Below are 14,833 nucleotides of genomic sequence, written 5' to 3'. Positions count from 1 at the left end.
CTCATATGCAGTGATAATTGTGTTACAATTGGACTCAGGTGATTACATGAAGTTTATCAGAAATACATTTGTTTTCCTACTAGTTATTATTGTTTCCGGCGCCTTGATGGCGGTTTGGAGCTTTTATGAATATACCCAGGTTAAAGTGACGAGAGTGAGCTTGGCTGACTTTGCTGTGCCGGAAAGTTTTCGTGGCAAGAAGATTGTTTTTGCTGCTGATTTTCAATATGATACCTTGACTAATGGCAGTAATACCGAGATGTTGCAGAAAGTTGTTGATATGATGAATGCTGAGCAACCGGATATTATTTTGCTTGGCGGCGATTATATTAATTATGCGCAGTATATTGATGAGACTTTTGCTATACTTGGGCAGTTGCGAGCACCGCTTGGTATTTATGCAGTGACCGGCAATCATGATCAGGCGCGCTTGGAACGGCTGTATGCAGCATTTGATGAATATAACATCCAGAATGTTGATAATGCCGGCTTCTGGATTAATCAGGGTGATGATCGCATTCGTATTGGCGGTGTTGAAGATTGGTATTTTGGCGCTCCCGATGCCGATTTGGCGATTGGTGATGCGGCGCCAAATGATTTTATGATTATGCTGGCGCATAATCCGGATTATTTCGAAGAGTTGACTGTTGAGCAGCACCAGCATATTGATTTAACGCTTGCTGGCCATTTACACGCTGGTCAAGTTACCGCATTTGGCTTATTTGCACCAATTATACCTAGTAGCTATGGTGACAAGTATTTGTATGGTATGAAAAACTATGATGGCAATAATATTTATATTACTTCCGGACTCGGTGGTAATGTCGGTCCGATGCAAGTACGTTTCTTTGCGCAACCAGAAATTGTAGTGTTTGATTTATAGGTGAAAGCAGAAAAAGACTCCGTTTTAGACGGAGCCTTTTTTGTTTTAGTTTATAGTTTTTTCTCAAAATCAGTCAAGACTTCTTGTAAGCGGAGTTTGTCTACTTCAGAGAGAAATGGATAGTGATAGTTAACGATAATTGAGTTTTCATTAATTTGGTGGTCGATAAGTTCGGTATCAGTAATGATGATATCCGCGTCGATAGGATAAGTGGTGAATTCTAAGTTGAAGGCAAAATGATTACTAAGATAGGTTTGTAGATAGCGAGTTTGGTGGTAGCCTTTCGCACATGTTGCATAAACTCGAATAGCACGGCGTACTTTATGGTGTTTTATAATTGGTAAGAGAATTTTTGTCAGTGAATATTTTATGTAGCTTTCTGAGGCAATGATATGCTGATAGTTTTCTTTAGGTAGAATTTTTTTTGCTAGTTGATAGATAGATTTTGTGCATTGTTTTATTTCAACTTGATATTCATCGATAAAGTCTTTATATTGCTCCATATTTTCAAAATAGCTGATATTTACTGTGTAGTTGACAACGAAAAAATAGACACAGAGCAAACTTGCTTTAATAAATTTAGTGATTTCTTCTTGTGGCAGATCAAAATATTGACAGCAAAGTTCCAAGGTTTTATCAACTAGTTGAATACCAGCAGTATTAGAACGATAGTTGTAGTTAATAACTGAGTCAGCAATAGAAGCGGTTTGTTCAAAGAAGGCCAAAGAAATGACTGAGGCGAGGATACTGATTGATTCATTATAGCAGATTTCTTCGGGGAGCTGACTTTTACGTAAAAACTCAGTTAATGTTTGAATCGAAAAACTATAAATACCGACTTCATCACAGAGCGGATACATAGTGCTGGACTGATGCATCGGTGCATAGTGTTTACCAAACATGCGATACTTATGAATTGCAAGTAATTTTACCAGTGACTGGCGGTTGTATTCAAGCATTTGAAAGTGCATAATTTTCTCGACGCTGCTGAGCAGAGTAATGATGCTATCTTGATTAATTGGAAAATATTGCCAGAAGTGTTCCTCATCAAAGTCATCAAAAAAGAAATAATAAAAGAAACGAATTTGTTCTTCGTTGCCAATCAATGTAAATGGCGGCGAACTAATTTTCAATTCAAAGGTTGCCAAAATTTCTTTAATCATTTTTAAGTGCCGATAAAAAGTTGATTTACTGATGAAATGCTTGTCAATAAAACTCACCGGATTGATTGAAGGTTTTGCTAATAGTTCGGTAATGAATAGAAACGGAATAGAGGTTTGTAAAAAATGGAACAAAACTTTATTGGGATTAAAGTAAGCTGCATAACTTAGTGAAAATGATATGCCATTCTGATGGTTGACAAAGGTTATATCCGGCCAAGAAAAAAATTCCGCCTGTAAGGCAGATAAATCTTTAGCGACGGTGCGCGCATCTAAATCGAGACGTGTAGCAATCTCGGCAATTGTCCAAGTTTGCCGATCACGTAAAAAAAGTTCCATTATTGTATATCGCCGCAATGCATGTTTATCTAAAAAATGTTTCATGGCTTCCCCCAGAATGAAATTGTTAAGTAGCTGTGATATTTCCCCAAGAAAACCATTATGTAAATCATAACTCAACTTTTTCGTCTTCCATATAGAATTAATTAATGACTAAAGTATAATTCGTTTTGAGTACGTATTCAAGCAAAATAAACTTCAAAAAATGTGATTTTTCAAGCATTTTTTGGGAAGATTTTTTGAACTAGTTAGATATACTTTATCTATAAATAAATATATATGCGGGGGAATCACAAATGCAGACTAAAAAATATTATAAATTTGTTGCGGCCTTTTTTGCAGTGCTCTTTATTTTTATGGGCATAAATATGGTAAAAAACAATAATGTGCAAGCTAAGAGTGTTAATTCTATTATTGATAACATTTATATTACTCATGAAAACGGCGGCACTGAAAGTCCTTGGTCACGATATGAACAGGCTCGAGTGAACATGGATTGGTCAATTCCGAATAACACAGTAAAAGCTGGTGATACAGCGACATTTACACTGCCGAGCTTGCTAAAGTTAACAAAGAATTTATCCTTTCCATTACTAGATGACAATGGTATTGCACCAAACAACGTTGTTGGTACGGTTTTTGTAAATCAAGTAACTGGTATTGTAACGGTAACTTTTACTGATTATGTTGAAACGCATTCCAACGTACAGGGAACAATGTGGTTTTTATCAGGCTTTAAAACATTTGAAATGATTGATGAGAATACCTTCCCGTTTATATTCACTGATAGTGATGGTGTTACTTTTGAACAAGATATTGAATTTAAAGGAACTGGTGAAAACCCAAATGAAGTGCTTTTTAAGTATGGTGGTTTTGATTATCCTGAAAGTCCGAATAAAATTCATTGGTACACGCGGGTAAATGTTGCTCACAATACAATACCAAAAGCGGTGCTAACCGATACTGTTGGTGCATACCATGAATTAGTTATTGATTCATTGATTGTTTATAAAGTTGATTATTCAATTCAAAATGGTAAGGTCGTTATAAAAAACCATGTAGATGTTACGGCTAGTTTAGCTATAACTCAAAATGCTGGAGGTTTTACGATTGACTTCGGTAATATAAACGGCGAAGGGTACTTGCTGAGTTATGATACTCAACTAACGAGTACTGTTCCAGCCGGGACCTATATTGAAAATACTGTTACTTTACAAGGTGAAGGTACGGAAGTATATAGTTCGCGAAATACTACCCGAGTTTCTGAAGGTGGTGGCGACGGTTTCGGTGTAACCGGCGGCATCAGTCTGTTGAAGACTGATAGCACAACCGGTGAGAAACTCGCCGGTGCAGAGTTTGAGGTTATTCGTGTAAGTGACGGAGAAAAAGTGGGCACGATAGTGACCGATGAAGACGGTAAAGGTTCAATTTCTGATTTAACCTTTGATACTTATGAATTGATAGAAGTCAAGGCACCGGTAGGTTATCAGCTTGATGATACGCCATATGAGATTACAATTACTGCTGATGATTTGGTAGCTGTTACTAGAGAAAATGCCCCGTTGCCGCAAGTGTTCAATACAACTGATAATAATACAACGGGGAACAACACGTTACCAACTACTGGTTTAAGTACTACTGAGTTTATTATTGGTGGTGCGATAATTATGGTATTAAGTCTGGGAGTATTATTCGTTAGAAAACAAAATAACTTATCTTGATAGCCCCCTTGGAAAGATAGTTTTTGTTGAATGATATAGATTTGATATATAGAAAGTGGAAACGAGTCCGGAATTGTACCGGACTCGTTTCTGTTTTTCCTAAAAATTGTGGTATAATTTATTCATGGAGGCGGTAAAGCAGTGTGCGGTAGATTTCATTCTTTGACTCAAGAGCAACTGAATACTTTTTTTGCCCTTGCCGGCACGACGCTTTCGCAGATTAAAGTTGGTGAGGTTTTTCCGACTGAATTTGCTTTGGTAAAGACGAAGTTTGGTTTTGCAGAGATGCAATGGGGTATTCCTAAGTGGCAGGGAACTGGTGTGATAATTAATGCCCGTCAGGAGACGGTTTTGGATAAACCATTTTTTCGTGAAGATATGCTGCATCGCCGTTGTGTGGTTTATATGCCATATTTTTATGAGTGGCAGGATCATAAGGTGAAGAATGCTGTGCATCGTGATGGTCAGCCGACACTGAAAGTGGCGGGACTGTACCGTATGGTTGATGGTGAGCCGCGGTTTGTGATTATTACTCAGGAAGCGACACCGGAATTTATGGTGTTGCATAATCGTTTGCCATTGATGCTTGAAGACGATGAAGTGCAGGATTATTTACATGGTGATGATGTGGCGCGCTTGACGATGTCGAAGACAACGGTTAATGTTGTATGGTTGCCGGATGAGGATTGAGAATGTTTGGTGAAAAGGGCGGACCTGTTGGTCTGTACTTTTCGCTTTGGGGTTTATAGAGAAAAGGTATGTGAGGTGAGGGTTATGGTGAGTGAACGACATTTTTGGGCGGTGGCGCTTTGTGCATATCAGCGCAAGTATGATGGTGTTGCTGATAAGGATTTGACATGGCAGCAGCGGTTATATCAAAAAGCTTGGGATGATGCGAATGATTTTTTGGTGCAAGAGGGGTGGCAGGTTGATGAACAATTGAGTTCGAGTTTAAAGACTGGACTTGCTTATGTCACTTATGTTGATGCCGATAAGCAACATATTATCATTGGTTATCGCGGGTCGGTGAATGCTATTGATTGGTTTCAAAATATTTTTGGTGATACCGGGATGAGTGCTTTGCAGGGGATGACGATTGAGTCGCGTCAGTCGTTGATTGACCGGGTATTGCCTGCTGGCCGCGAGGTTGGTTTTCAGGAACCATTTCCGGCAGCTAGTGAGCATGCAGCTATAGTGCGCGCACAATACCCGCATGCTACGCTTGGCGTTTGCGGGCATTCGCGTGGCGGTGCCCAGGCAGTTTATGTGGCGATGGATTTAGGTGTCCGCGCGGTGGTGTTTAATCCGGCGCCATTGCCAAAATCAATTGATTTTGGTGCTAAGCTGGATCATCAGCAGGCCATCAGTTGTTTTTATGTTGCCGATGATATTACCCACCAGGTGATGGTGCCGGAACAAAAGTTTCCGTTTATTGATTCTTACATTGTATATGGCAAACAATTGTTTAGCGCTTTGTATAATCCGCCAAGTACTGACGCTGCTGCCTCGGTAAATCTGCTTTTGGATAATCATAGTATGAAGATGTTTGTATTCGATCAAGCCGGACAGGTGATTACTCCTGATCGGGCGACTACCATTCAACTTGAAAAGATTGCTGATTTAGTGGCGTTGAAAAACAATATTCAAGATTTGGAGAGCCAGTTTATTAAGTCAAGCAGCCGCATTAAGGCTTATGCAGCAACTAAGTTGAAAACAGTTGAGGATTTAAAAATAAAGTATTTATCGCAATTACATGATAAAATAAAGGTAGAAGTCGAAACCTTTGTTGATGAGCAGATTGCTGAATTAAGAAAGTATCAATTAAATAGCCAGTTGTTTGAACACATTTTTTTGCAGCTGGATCGATTATATACAGCAATCACGCGTGAATTATAGGAGGGGAACCAAATGGCAAATACAATAACTTCACGTCTTAATGATATTATCAGTCAGATAGAAAGCATACAACAACATGCGTATTCGCAAGATGTACGCAGCATCTGCCATGAGCTGATTGTTTCAGTCAGCAACTTACAAGCACAAATTAACGTGGTAGAATCAAATGAGGCACAAAATCAAGTTATGGCGCTTGAGCAAGAGTTGAAAGACTTTATAGACAAGCACCACCGTGTTAAGGCCGAAGAAAAATAATACAGGTTCTGTGCTGCACAGAACCTGTATTGCCATTAAAACGAAAGACTATCCCATAAAATTACACTTCTTTTATATATCGATTTTGTTATACTAAAGAAGTATTAATTTCAATTGGGGGTCTTTTTTATGCAAAAAATTATACGTATTTTCAGTGCAATTGCATTGAGTTCTTTATTGATATTTATGTCATTTGCTCAAACAGTACAAGCGGCAGAGGTGACTGAAACTCAGGAACTTGTTCCTTTAGTACCTGATCAACAGTTACGGGCAGCAATCAATACTATCGGAACAGCTATGCTGCCAGCAACCTGGCCGGCTTATGAAGAAATTACCGAAGAAAAGTTTGATTTAATTAATAATTTAGGATATTTTTATTTAGATTTGCGCGGAAAGTCAGTTGAAAATTTGGAAGGGATTCAATATCTAAATGTTTCAAATGGAGCTCTGATGCTTGATAACAGTGGTATTACTGATTATTCACCATTGCTTGCGATGAAGCAATTACGTGCCTTATCAATTACTACAAATACAATGTCAGCTGAAGATGTCGGTAAAATTGGCCAGATTCAGGGATTAGGTGAACTTATTTTAAGCACGAATCAAGATGTTGATTTGAAAGATTTTGAGTCACAAACAGAGTTGTATTATCTTGAAGTCATTGGCTTTGAAGATAGAATTACGGTTAGTAATCTTGAAACCCTGGCGCAATTCCCTAAACTATGGCAGTTTGATATTGCGTATGCGACTAATACCGATATTTCCGGACTCAAGGACTTGCAAGAAATAAAAAATATTGGTTTATTATCTGTGCCGGTTAGTGATTTATCAGTACTGGAAAGCTTACCAAAACTAGAATATATTATGTTATATGATAGTTTTGTAAGTGAAGTATCTGATATTATTCAAAGTAAACTTGATGCAGTTTTTGCAATGGATCCAAATATTAATACTAACAATTGGTATGATGGTGCGCAACAAAATAGTGTAATGGCAATCAGTAATCAAAGCATGGAAACGAATGCAAGTTTACAACTGCAAGTTCCAATTACTATCCATACTGGCGGTATTTTTGAACAACTTAGTTCCACATACCGATGGACGTTACTGACGGATGAAACTGCGTTTGCAGCAACTGTAACCAGTTCTAATCCGGATGTTGTTCAAGCAAACACCACAAATAACACCGACATTCAGCTTACCAGCGGTAAAAACGGCGGCAACGCTACAATTACGTATTCACTGCCTTCGGGTGTATCATTTACTTTCGACGTAACAGTTACCAGCCTGGTTCCGGTTGTTAGCGGTCACGATGTCATTTATCAAGTTGGCGAAGCGAAAAGTGAGGCAGACTTTATTCAAGATGCAGCTATTACAGTTGATAGAACAGCAACGTTAACAACAGATTTTAACAGTGTTGTAAATATGCAACAAGCTGGTACATACCAAGTGATGGTAACTGCAACAGACACTAGCGGCAGTTCAGAGCCGCTGCCAATCCAAGTAACTGTTGTGGGACAGGCAACGGCAACTAATGACAATACCAATCCGTTGCCGGTTACTGGACAAAACATAGGCAGTTTCGTTTTAATAGGCAGCTTCTTGCTCATTATCAGCAGTGGTATTATTATATTTAGAAGAAAATAAAAAAACCGGGGCACTTTAGTGCCCCGGTTTTCAAATTTATATAAGAACCATCTCACCGGCATCGAGAATATGCGGGTGCTGACCAATCTCAACCATATGCCGTGCCCAAATATGCGGATCCTGCTGAATAATCGGGAAAGTATTATAATGAACCGGCACAACCTTTTGCGCCTCAATCCATTCTGCTGCCTGCACGGCATCATCAATGCCCATCGTATAATTATCGCCAATCGGTAGAAAAGCAAGATCTAAATCATAACGATTCAGCAACTGCATGTCGCTGAATAATGCAGTATCACCGGCATGATAAATAGCTTTAGTCCCTGATTCAAACACAATCCCGGCTGCTAAGCCAAGATAATGGATATTGCCGTTCTTGTCATTAATAGAGCTTGAATGAATCGCCGGCACTAGGGTTACCTTACCAAAATCAAACTGATAGCCACCGCCAATATTCAAACCATGTGTATCAACTTCAAAATGCTGTTCAATAAAATCAGCTATTTCAACCATACAAACAATAAGCGCACCATCACGATCAGCAAGCTCAATAGTATCACCAAAATGATCATTATGACCATGAGTCAAAAGAATAGCATCAAGTTTAGGAATATCGTCAAGTGTACCTTTGAATAACGGATTTCCGCTTAGAAAGGGATCTATAATAATATGTTTGTCGCCATCTTCAAGCAACACTGCTGAATGTCCTAAATAAGTTACTTTCATGTTCATCAACTCCTAAGATAAATTATATCATATTCACAATTGCTCCGCATATTTAAGGAGAAAAAAAGAACCAGAGGCACGGCGAGCGTGACTCTGGTTCTATCTTTAATCATTGTAAATTAATCTGAAACGATATGCGAGGCCGGCTAAAATACCACCAATAGTCGGGAATACCAAGAATAGCCATAATTGACTGAGCGCCTGCATATTGAAGAGTGCCGGTCCGAAACTACGAGCCGGATTCACTGATACACCGGTAATTTGAATCCCAACAATGTGAATAAATACTAGTGTAAGCCCGATACCAAGACCGGCAAACTTGAAGTTCGCATTTTTATGGGTAGCACCAAGAACAACGAATACAAAAATGAAAGTCGCTATTGTTTCAAAAATAATAGCAGCCGTCATCGTATAACCACCATTGTAGTTGGCACCGAAGCCATTTTGACCAAGACCAATTGCCGCTAAGTCATATGATGGACTGCCGCTGGCAATTAAGTACAATACACCTGATGCAATTGCCGCACCAATAAATTGGGCTACAATATAGAAAAGTGCATCTTTTGTTTCAATTCGCTTCGCGAACCAAGCTCCGATGGTTACTGCCGGATTAATGTGACAACCCGACACCGGCCCGATTGCATAAGCCATCCCAACAATTGTTAACCCAAATGCAAATGCGATGCCTAATTGACCGACAAAGTTACCGGCTAATACGGCGGCTCCACAACCAAAAAGGACTAAAGTAAATGTTCCAATTAATTCTGCAAGATATTTCTTCATAAAATCCTCTCCTTACATGTATAATGATAAGTTTTTTTGGTGATGATAGCAAGTGACTTGCATAAATTACATATTTTTAATATTGTGTGTAAAGTGAGTTGTTAAAAAGACAAGAGTTCGGCTCTTGTCTTTTTTTAAGTTTTATCAATCAACCGGAATACAGATTTGACAAAGGTGGATATCTACAAGCGCGCGCGGGTATCGTTCAAGAATTGGTCGGGTGCTGTCAAGATTAAGCTTGGCACTAGCAATGTTTTCCCAAACTGCTTGCATTGCTTCAACAGTATGTTCAAGCGTCATGACTGCATATTTACCACCCGCCAAAGTAGTTTGTTCTATTTCAGGATAATTAGCCGTAACAATGATTGCCGCATCATAGCGACAATTTTCCGGTGCGGTTGTAGTAGGATTATCATGAATAATGCCTAAAATAACGGCGTCTTTATTAAATAAATTTTGGTCGGTTGCCCAGTTTTTGATTTTTGTCATCACAGTAACATTGTTTGCTCCATAAGGACCAATCTGGCGATAATAGGCAATAGCCATAGGTTCAAAGTTTTCAATAGTTATGTTCATATTTACAACTCCTTCAAATTAGTTGTAATGCATTACTCTTTGACGATATCATGATATAAAATTTTTTGCATTCATTTTTTTATAAAAATAAGAACCCACCGGATGACGAGCATCCGGTGGGTTCACTCTAATATTAGACTAGTAAACAGAATCAAGTTTTTCTTGCAATAACTGGAAAAACAATCCGACATGATAACCATCGGCTAAGCCATGGTGAACTTGAATAGATACCAGCATTAACTTATTACCGTTAGTATCGGCATGGATTTTCCCTATTGTTATCCTGGGCACACTATCAACTTCAACGATTTGAATCGGGTGAGAAATGCTGGTAAAGTCGACCCATGGAATCGTTGAAAAAAATACCACATTATTTCTTGGCTCAACTGCTAATGAAAAATGCTCTTTGGCACGATCAATTCGAGTCTTTGCATGTTCGATAAACGTCTTTTTATCATCAACAAAGTCAATACTACAAAACCCAAATAGATTATTTTTATCTAAAACCGTACAGTTTGGATGAGTAACTGAGCATTCAAAAACTTCATCATCAATAATTCGTAATCTAAACGCTTTTATTTCATTAAGGGTTTGCATGATTACAAAGAGCAGCGAACAAAATATCGATTCATTGTTCTGTTTTGTCACATTGTATATATTTGTAACATTAACGGTTGCACTCATAGAAAAATGGGGATTGGCAAACTGCTTAAAAAAATCAAAATGTGCTTTCCGTTCCCAAGTTGCTAAATCTATCTTTTCCATCTACCTATTTCCTCCTTTAAGTCTTTTCTCTATCTTACCATATCTTAACTAAGGGTGGAATGAGCAACCACCTATGTTTCTGATGGAATACTAAAATTATAAAAAAGAGCTAGTCATGGTTAGCTCTTTTTTATTAGGGTTTATTCATAAAAAGTATAGGTGTAGATATTTATTTGGTAAAAAACTCCAAGTATTTGGGCTTTTTTCATATATGTCTTTTAGTATAATGTTTAAAGAAGGTAATGAAAAAGTTGCCAAAAAATGTGAATGTTGAATCACTAAAAATGGGGGAAATAATATGCCTATTAAATTATTAACTGCGTTGCTGACTATGACTTTTATAACTTTTAATATGGGAGCAGAGGTTTTAGCTACAGATGCGAATCCTAATCCTGTTGAGGTAAGCAATGAGCGTGCGGGTAAGGGAACAACTAGAAATAGTGGTACGGTAAATCAAATCGATAATTTCAGTAATGGTACGGTCTATATGTATTTAAAAAAGGGTGAAAAGATAAGTATAAGCACTCAGTATAATGGATACAACGGATATAAAGATACCTATACTTGGTTTTATCAATTCGATGTTCCTAGCGGTAGTAATTTGTCGAAACCGAAAACTACAGTTACTCATACTCGTGCCCAAGTCAATACCCAGAAAATTTTGTACGATTTAGTTGGTACAAATGCTAATCAAGTAGTTGTTGATGTTGAGGGTATTTATGCTTTGAATATTGAGCGGGCTGCCGGAGAGGACCCTATTTATAATTTGAAGATAGACATAAGGGATACGTCTAATAAAGTAGTTTCCGGTAGAATTTGGTCAGAAGATTTAATTACCTATCCAACTTGGTCAGATATCAATAATAATACTGAAAATATGGCCTTATGGTATCAAAGTGTGGATGGGTATATTTATAAAGCTGAATATAATAATATAAATGGAATGTGGAGCCGCTTTTATAGTGATGGCATTGGTGTAACAACTGACACACCGGGAAATGAAAAGTGTTTGCCACTCTATGGATCCGTTCGGAAAGGCGAAACTGTAAATAATGTAGCCTATAAACCTTCTTACGCTAATGATTGTAAAAACAGTGTTGAGAAGAATAAAATTTTTATTGATGCACCTGCTATGGATATTCCTACTGGTGAATTTTCTCTGCCAAATGGTGAGATGACGTGGTTAAACCCGCAACTAAAGAAAATAGATGTTTCAAAAATAACTTTTACGCCTGATTCGGATCTCAAACATTCAGGTGAGTTTCAAATTACTATAGATAATTTTCAAGGTCAATTTGAGTTTGTTATAGATGTTAATCCTAACGATGGGGAAATATCAGTTACTAAAGGAGACATTGTTAAACAGTTAATTTTTAAATATGGAGAGCCGACAACATTTTATTGGGATGGTAATGATGCAAATGGAAAAAAAGTTACTGTTAATAATAAAGTAGTTGCTCGTGCTGAGGTTAAAAAGGCTGGAGAAATTCATTTTATTCTTGATGATGTTGAAGTCTTGGGTGGAGGAATGAGTTTTACTCGTTTGAATGGACACGAAAGTTCTCAAAGTAATGTTGTTTATTGGGATGACAGCATTATAAAAAATATGTTGAATACACCAACAGGTTGTGATATTCCAATTAATCAAGCTATTACAAACTTAACGGGGGATATATCATATATTAAAGATAGAAAGTGGCAATTTGATAATGTAAATGTATGCTCATATAATTTAAACCCTGCGCCAACTGCAAATATTGAGTCATTTGGTGATGGTAATTATATAGATACATGGTCATATGAGAAACTGAATAATGTGAATGGTGAGTATATAATTGAACCTCGATTAGCTACACCGATATTAAGTGGTAGTAAAGCAACCAGTGCAGCTAGTGTCGCTGGTGGTGATACAATTTCTTATACTTTAACCTATGCAAATATCGGCAATTTAGATGCAGAAAATGTTATTGTCCGAGATAGTCTTTCTGACAGCGAGTTTAATGGAAGTACAATAAGCAATCTTAAGATAGATGGTGTAGCCAATTCTGGAGATATTCGTTCAGGAATCAATATTGGTACTCTTGAAGCGCAATCTACAGTAACGATTACATTTGATGTTCGTTTTGCTAATCCGCTCCCTGCCGGTAATGGATTATTGAACAATACAGCCTCGATTAAAAGTGACACAACTCCGGAAGTGCCGACAAATGAGGTAGAGATTCCAACTAATGCAGCACCAATTATTCAGGGAGAGAAGATTGCAACTGACGCAAACGATAATGGCGTTGTCGAAGCTGGCGAAGTCATTCAATATACAATCATCTATACGAATAGTGGTAATTTAAGCGCTAAAAATGTACTTGTTCAAGACGGATTGGATGATAGTGAATTTAATGGAAGTACCATTAGTAACACGAAAGTAAATGGTGTAGCCACAAATGCAGATATACAAACAGGCATTACTATTGATGAGTTACATGTTGGAGAAACAGTGACTATTACATTCGATGTTTTATTGCAAAACCCGTTACCTGCTGGGGATGGATTACTTGCTAACACTGCTACTGCAAAGGTTCCAGGAATCCCTGAGGTGCCAACTAATACTGTTGAACTATCAACCGATGCCGCACCACATTTAGTTGGTGAAAAAACAGCAGTTGATGAGAATAATGATGGGAAGATTGCCGGTGGCGAGACGGTTCAGTACACAATTAAATATACTAATTTCGGAAATCTTGCAGCGAATAATATCGTGATTCAGGATCCACTTATTGATGCTGAGTTTTTAGGAACTAGCACAAGCAACTTAACAGTAAATGGACTACCTGTATCAGGAGATATCAAGAGCGGAGTAAACGTAGGTACACTTGCACCGGGAGCATCGGTGGAAATTACTTTTGATGTATTATTCCCTAGCCCACTTGCAAATGGAGACGGTAAGATTTTTAATGTTGCAATTGCTAGTGGTGATAACATTTCTGATACTCCAACAAATATTGTTGAGATGCCAACTGATGCAGCACCTGAGCTTATTGGTATCAAACAAGCAGATGTATCGGCAACAAACAATGTCGTTTCAGCGGGAACAACAATAAATTATTCAATCCGCTATACCAATATAGGTAATATGGCAGCAACGGGAGTAATAATTAGTGATACGTTAAGTGACTCTGAATTCATCGGTGCAACAATTGAGAACACAACAATTAATGGTGTTGCTACAACAAGTGACATCCGGACAGGTATTGATGTTGGAGATATTTCTTCGGGAGAGGTAGTAACAATCACCTTTAATATAAGATTTTCAACGCCACTTGGGGCAGGCGATGGTGTTGTTAAGAATACGGCATCGGCGCAAGGAACAAATATGAAGGAAGTGCAAACCAACGAAGTAATACTTCCGACGGATGCCGCACCACAACTTATTGGCAGTAAGTCAATAAATGTACCAAGAGTGGATGGAACAGTGGTTGCCGGCGATGTAGTCAGCTATACAGTAAAGTATACTAATATTGGTAATCTTACAGCTGAGAATGTTGTAATTACTGATAGCTTAGGTGATTCAGAATTTGAGAATGCAAGAATAGTTAATACTAGAATAAATGGCATTGAAACAAGTGAGCTTATTCAATCGGGTATTCATGTTGGTGCTATTGCTCCGCAGGCTAGTGTAGTTATTACTTTTGATGTGATCTTGGCTGATTCACTTCCGGAAGGTGACGGAAAATTATCAAATATTGCCCAAGCCGAGGGAACAAATGTAGAAATAACCGAAACCAATAAAGTTGAGGTAGTTATTACAGTAGACAGTGAAGAAGTAACCTTACCGGTTACAGGTAGTAACCCAATTGAAGCAATTATAATGGCAGTTCCGGTTATCTTGACTGGCGGATTGGTTATTGCTTGGTTGAGAAAGAAAAATAGTTATTAAAGGTAGCTGTTGAAGTAGTATGCCTGACTATAATTCTCCATCCAATATGAGTCGACGAGCATTGGGAATGCCTCGCCCCCGTGGTATCCCATACTAGAGTTCGCGTCTCATATTGGATGGAGAATTTGGTGTAAGTGATGCAATAATTTTA

Annotated in this window: 12 protein-coding genes; 7 read left to right on the top strand and 5 right to left on the bottom strand. The window is 38.1% G+C overall.

Annotation, left to right across the window (positions count from 1 at the left end; translation table 11 throughout):
* Positions 1 to 46 precede the first annotated feature (46 nt).
* Positions 47 to 883 carry a metallophosphoesterase gene (locus tag FEZ08_RS03685; RefSeq protein WP_171014923.1) on the top strand — a complete coding sequence of 279 codons (837 nt, stop codon included), beginning with the start codon at positions 47 to 49 and terminating at the stop codon, positions 881 to 883.
* A 50-nt stretch (positions 884 to 933) separates the two neighbouring features.
* Here FEZ08_RS03685 and FEZ08_RS03680 read toward each other — a convergent pair whose 3' ends face one another.
* Entirely contained in the window at positions 934 to 2,427 is a 1,494-nt protein-coding gene (locus FEZ08_RS03680; protein ID WP_138190362.1) for an AcpB/EbpR/MafR family transcriptional regulator, read from the bottom strand.
* A gap of 251 nt (positions 2,428 to 2,678) precedes the next feature.
* Here FEZ08_RS03680 and FEZ08_RS03675 point away from each other — a divergent pair, with 251 nt between their 5' ends.
* From FEZ08_RS03675 to FEZ08_RS03655, 5 genes are all read left to right on the top strand, one after another.
* Positions 2,679 to 4,103, top strand: a complete 1,425-nt coding sequence (locus tag FEZ08_RS03675) for a SpaA isopeptide-forming pilin-related protein (protein WP_138190451.1) — start codon at positions 2,679 to 2,681, stop codon at positions 4,101 to 4,103.
* Positions 4,104 to 4,244: 141 nt separating this feature from the next.
* A complete protein-coding gene (locus FEZ08_RS03670) occupies positions 4,245 to 4,793 on the top strand; it encodes an SOS response-associated peptidase family protein (RefSeq protein ID WP_138190361.1) in 549 nt (182 codons plus the stop codon).
* 84 nt (positions 4,794 to 4,877) lie between these two features.
* Complete coding sequence (locus tag FEZ08_RS03665) at positions 4,878 to 5,999, top strand: alpha/beta hydrolase family protein (protein WP_138190360.1); 1,122 nt, start codon at positions 4,878 to 4,880, stop codon at positions 5,997 to 5,999.
* Positions 6,000 to 6,011: 12 nt separating this feature from the next.
* The gene (locus FEZ08_RS03660; protein WP_138190359.1) at positions 6,012 to 6,254 is read left to right on the top strand and encodes a hypothetical protein; all 243 of its coding nucleotides are present in this window, start codon (positions 6,012 to 6,014) and stop codon (positions 6,252 to 6,254) included.
* 129 nt (positions 6,255 to 6,383) lie between these two features.
* Positions 6,384 to 7,901 carry an LPXTG cell wall anchor domain-containing protein gene (locus tag FEZ08_RS03655; protein ID WP_138190358.1) on the top strand — a complete coding sequence of 506 codons (1,518 nt, stop codon included), beginning with the start codon at positions 6,384 to 6,386 and terminating at the stop codon, positions 7,899 to 7,901.
* Positions 7,902 to 7,937: 36 nt separating this feature from the next.
* Here the strand turns inward: FEZ08_RS03655 and FEZ08_RS03650 are convergent, their stop codons facing one another.
* The 4 genes from FEZ08_RS03650 to FEZ08_RS03635 all read right to left on the bottom strand — a co-directional run bounded on the left by FEZ08_RS03650 (position 7,938) and on the right by FEZ08_RS03635 (position 10,751).
* Positions 7,938 to 8,627, bottom strand: coding sequence for a metal-dependent hydrolase (locus FEZ08_RS03650; protein ID WP_138190357.1), 690 nt, complete (start codon positions 8,625 to 8,627; stop codon positions 7,938 to 7,940).
* A 105-nt stretch (positions 8,628 to 8,732) separates the two neighbouring features.
* Positions 8,733 to 9,410, bottom strand: coding sequence for an aquaporin Z (gene aqpZ, locus FEZ08_RS03645; protein ID WP_138190356.1), 678 nt, complete (start codon positions 9,408 to 9,410; stop codon positions 8,733 to 8,735).
* Between the two features lie 144 nt (positions 9,411 to 9,554).
* Positions 9,555 to 9,986 carry an AraC family transcriptional regulator gene (locus FEZ08_RS03640; protein ID WP_138190355.1) on the bottom strand — a complete coding sequence of 144 codons (432 nt, stop codon included), beginning with the start codon at positions 9,984 to 9,986 and terminating at the stop codon, positions 9,555 to 9,557.
* Between the two features lie 138 nt (positions 9,987 to 10,124).
* Entirely contained in the window at positions 10,125 to 10,751 is a 627-nt protein-coding gene (locus tag FEZ08_RS03635; RefSeq protein WP_138190354.1) for a chloramphenicol acetyltransferase, read from the bottom strand.
* Between the two features lie 298 nt (positions 10,752 to 11,049).
* Between FEZ08_RS03635 and FEZ08_RS03630 the strand changes: the two genes are divergently transcribed.
* Positions 11,050 to 14,682 (top strand): DUF7927 domain-containing protein, encoded by a 3,633-nt coding sequence (locus tag FEZ08_RS03630; protein ID WP_138190353.1) that lies wholly within the window; start codon positions 11,050 to 11,052, stop codon positions 14,680 to 14,682.
* Positions 14,683 to 14,833 lie beyond the last annotated feature (151 nt).

Origin of the sequence: Culicoidibacter larvae (assembly GCF_005771635.1) — a bacterium.
GTDB classification, from domain to species: domain Bacteria; phylum Bacillota_I; class Bacilli_A; order Culicoidibacterales; family Culicoidibacteraceae; genus Culicoidibacter; species Culicoidibacter larvae.
The sequence above is the reverse complement of the archived record's forward strand: the minus strand, read 5'-3'. Positions and strand labels throughout refer to the sequence as shown.

Coding starts and splice junctions, on each gene's coding strand:
- FEZ08_RS03665 (WP_138190360.1), top strand. CDS start 4,878: ATGGTGAGTGAACGACATTTTTGGGCGGTGGCGCTTTGTGCATATCAG.
- FEZ08_RS03640 (WP_138190355.1), bottom strand. CDS start 9,986: ATGAACATAACTATTGAAAACTTTGAACCTATGGCTATTGCCTATTAT.
- FEZ08_RS03685 (WP_171014923.1), top strand. CDS start 47: ATGAAGTTTATCAGAAATACATTTGTTTTCCTACTAGTTATTATTGTT.
- FEZ08_RS03630 (WP_138190353.1), top strand. CDS start 11,050: ATGCCTATTAAATTATTAACTGCGTTGCTGACTATGACTTTTATAACT.
- FEZ08_RS03675 (WP_138190451.1), top strand. CDS start 2,679: ATGCAGACTAAAAAATATTATAAATTTGTTGCGGCCTTTTTTGCAGTG.
- FEZ08_RS03655 (WP_138190358.1), top strand. CDS start 6,384: ATGCAAAAAATTATACGTATTTTCAGTGCAATTGCATTGAGTTCTTTA.
- FEZ08_RS03680 (WP_138190362.1), bottom strand. CDS start 2,427: ATGAAACATTTTTTAGATAAACATGCATTGCGGCGATATACAATAATG.
- aqpZ (WP_138190356.1), bottom strand. CDS start 9,410: ATGAAGAAATATCTTGCAGAATTAATTGGAACATTTACTTTAGTCCTT.
- FEZ08_RS03635 (WP_138190354.1), bottom strand. CDS start 10,751: ATGGAAAAGATAGATTTAGCAACTTGGGAACGGAAAGCACATTTTGAT.
- FEZ08_RS03660 (WP_138190359.1), top strand. CDS start 6,012: ATGGCAAATACAATAACTTCACGTCTTAATGATATTATCAGTCAGATA.
- FEZ08_RS03650 (WP_138190357.1), bottom strand. CDS start 8,627: ATGAAAGTAACTTATTTAGGACATTCAGCAGTGTTGCTTGAAGATGGC.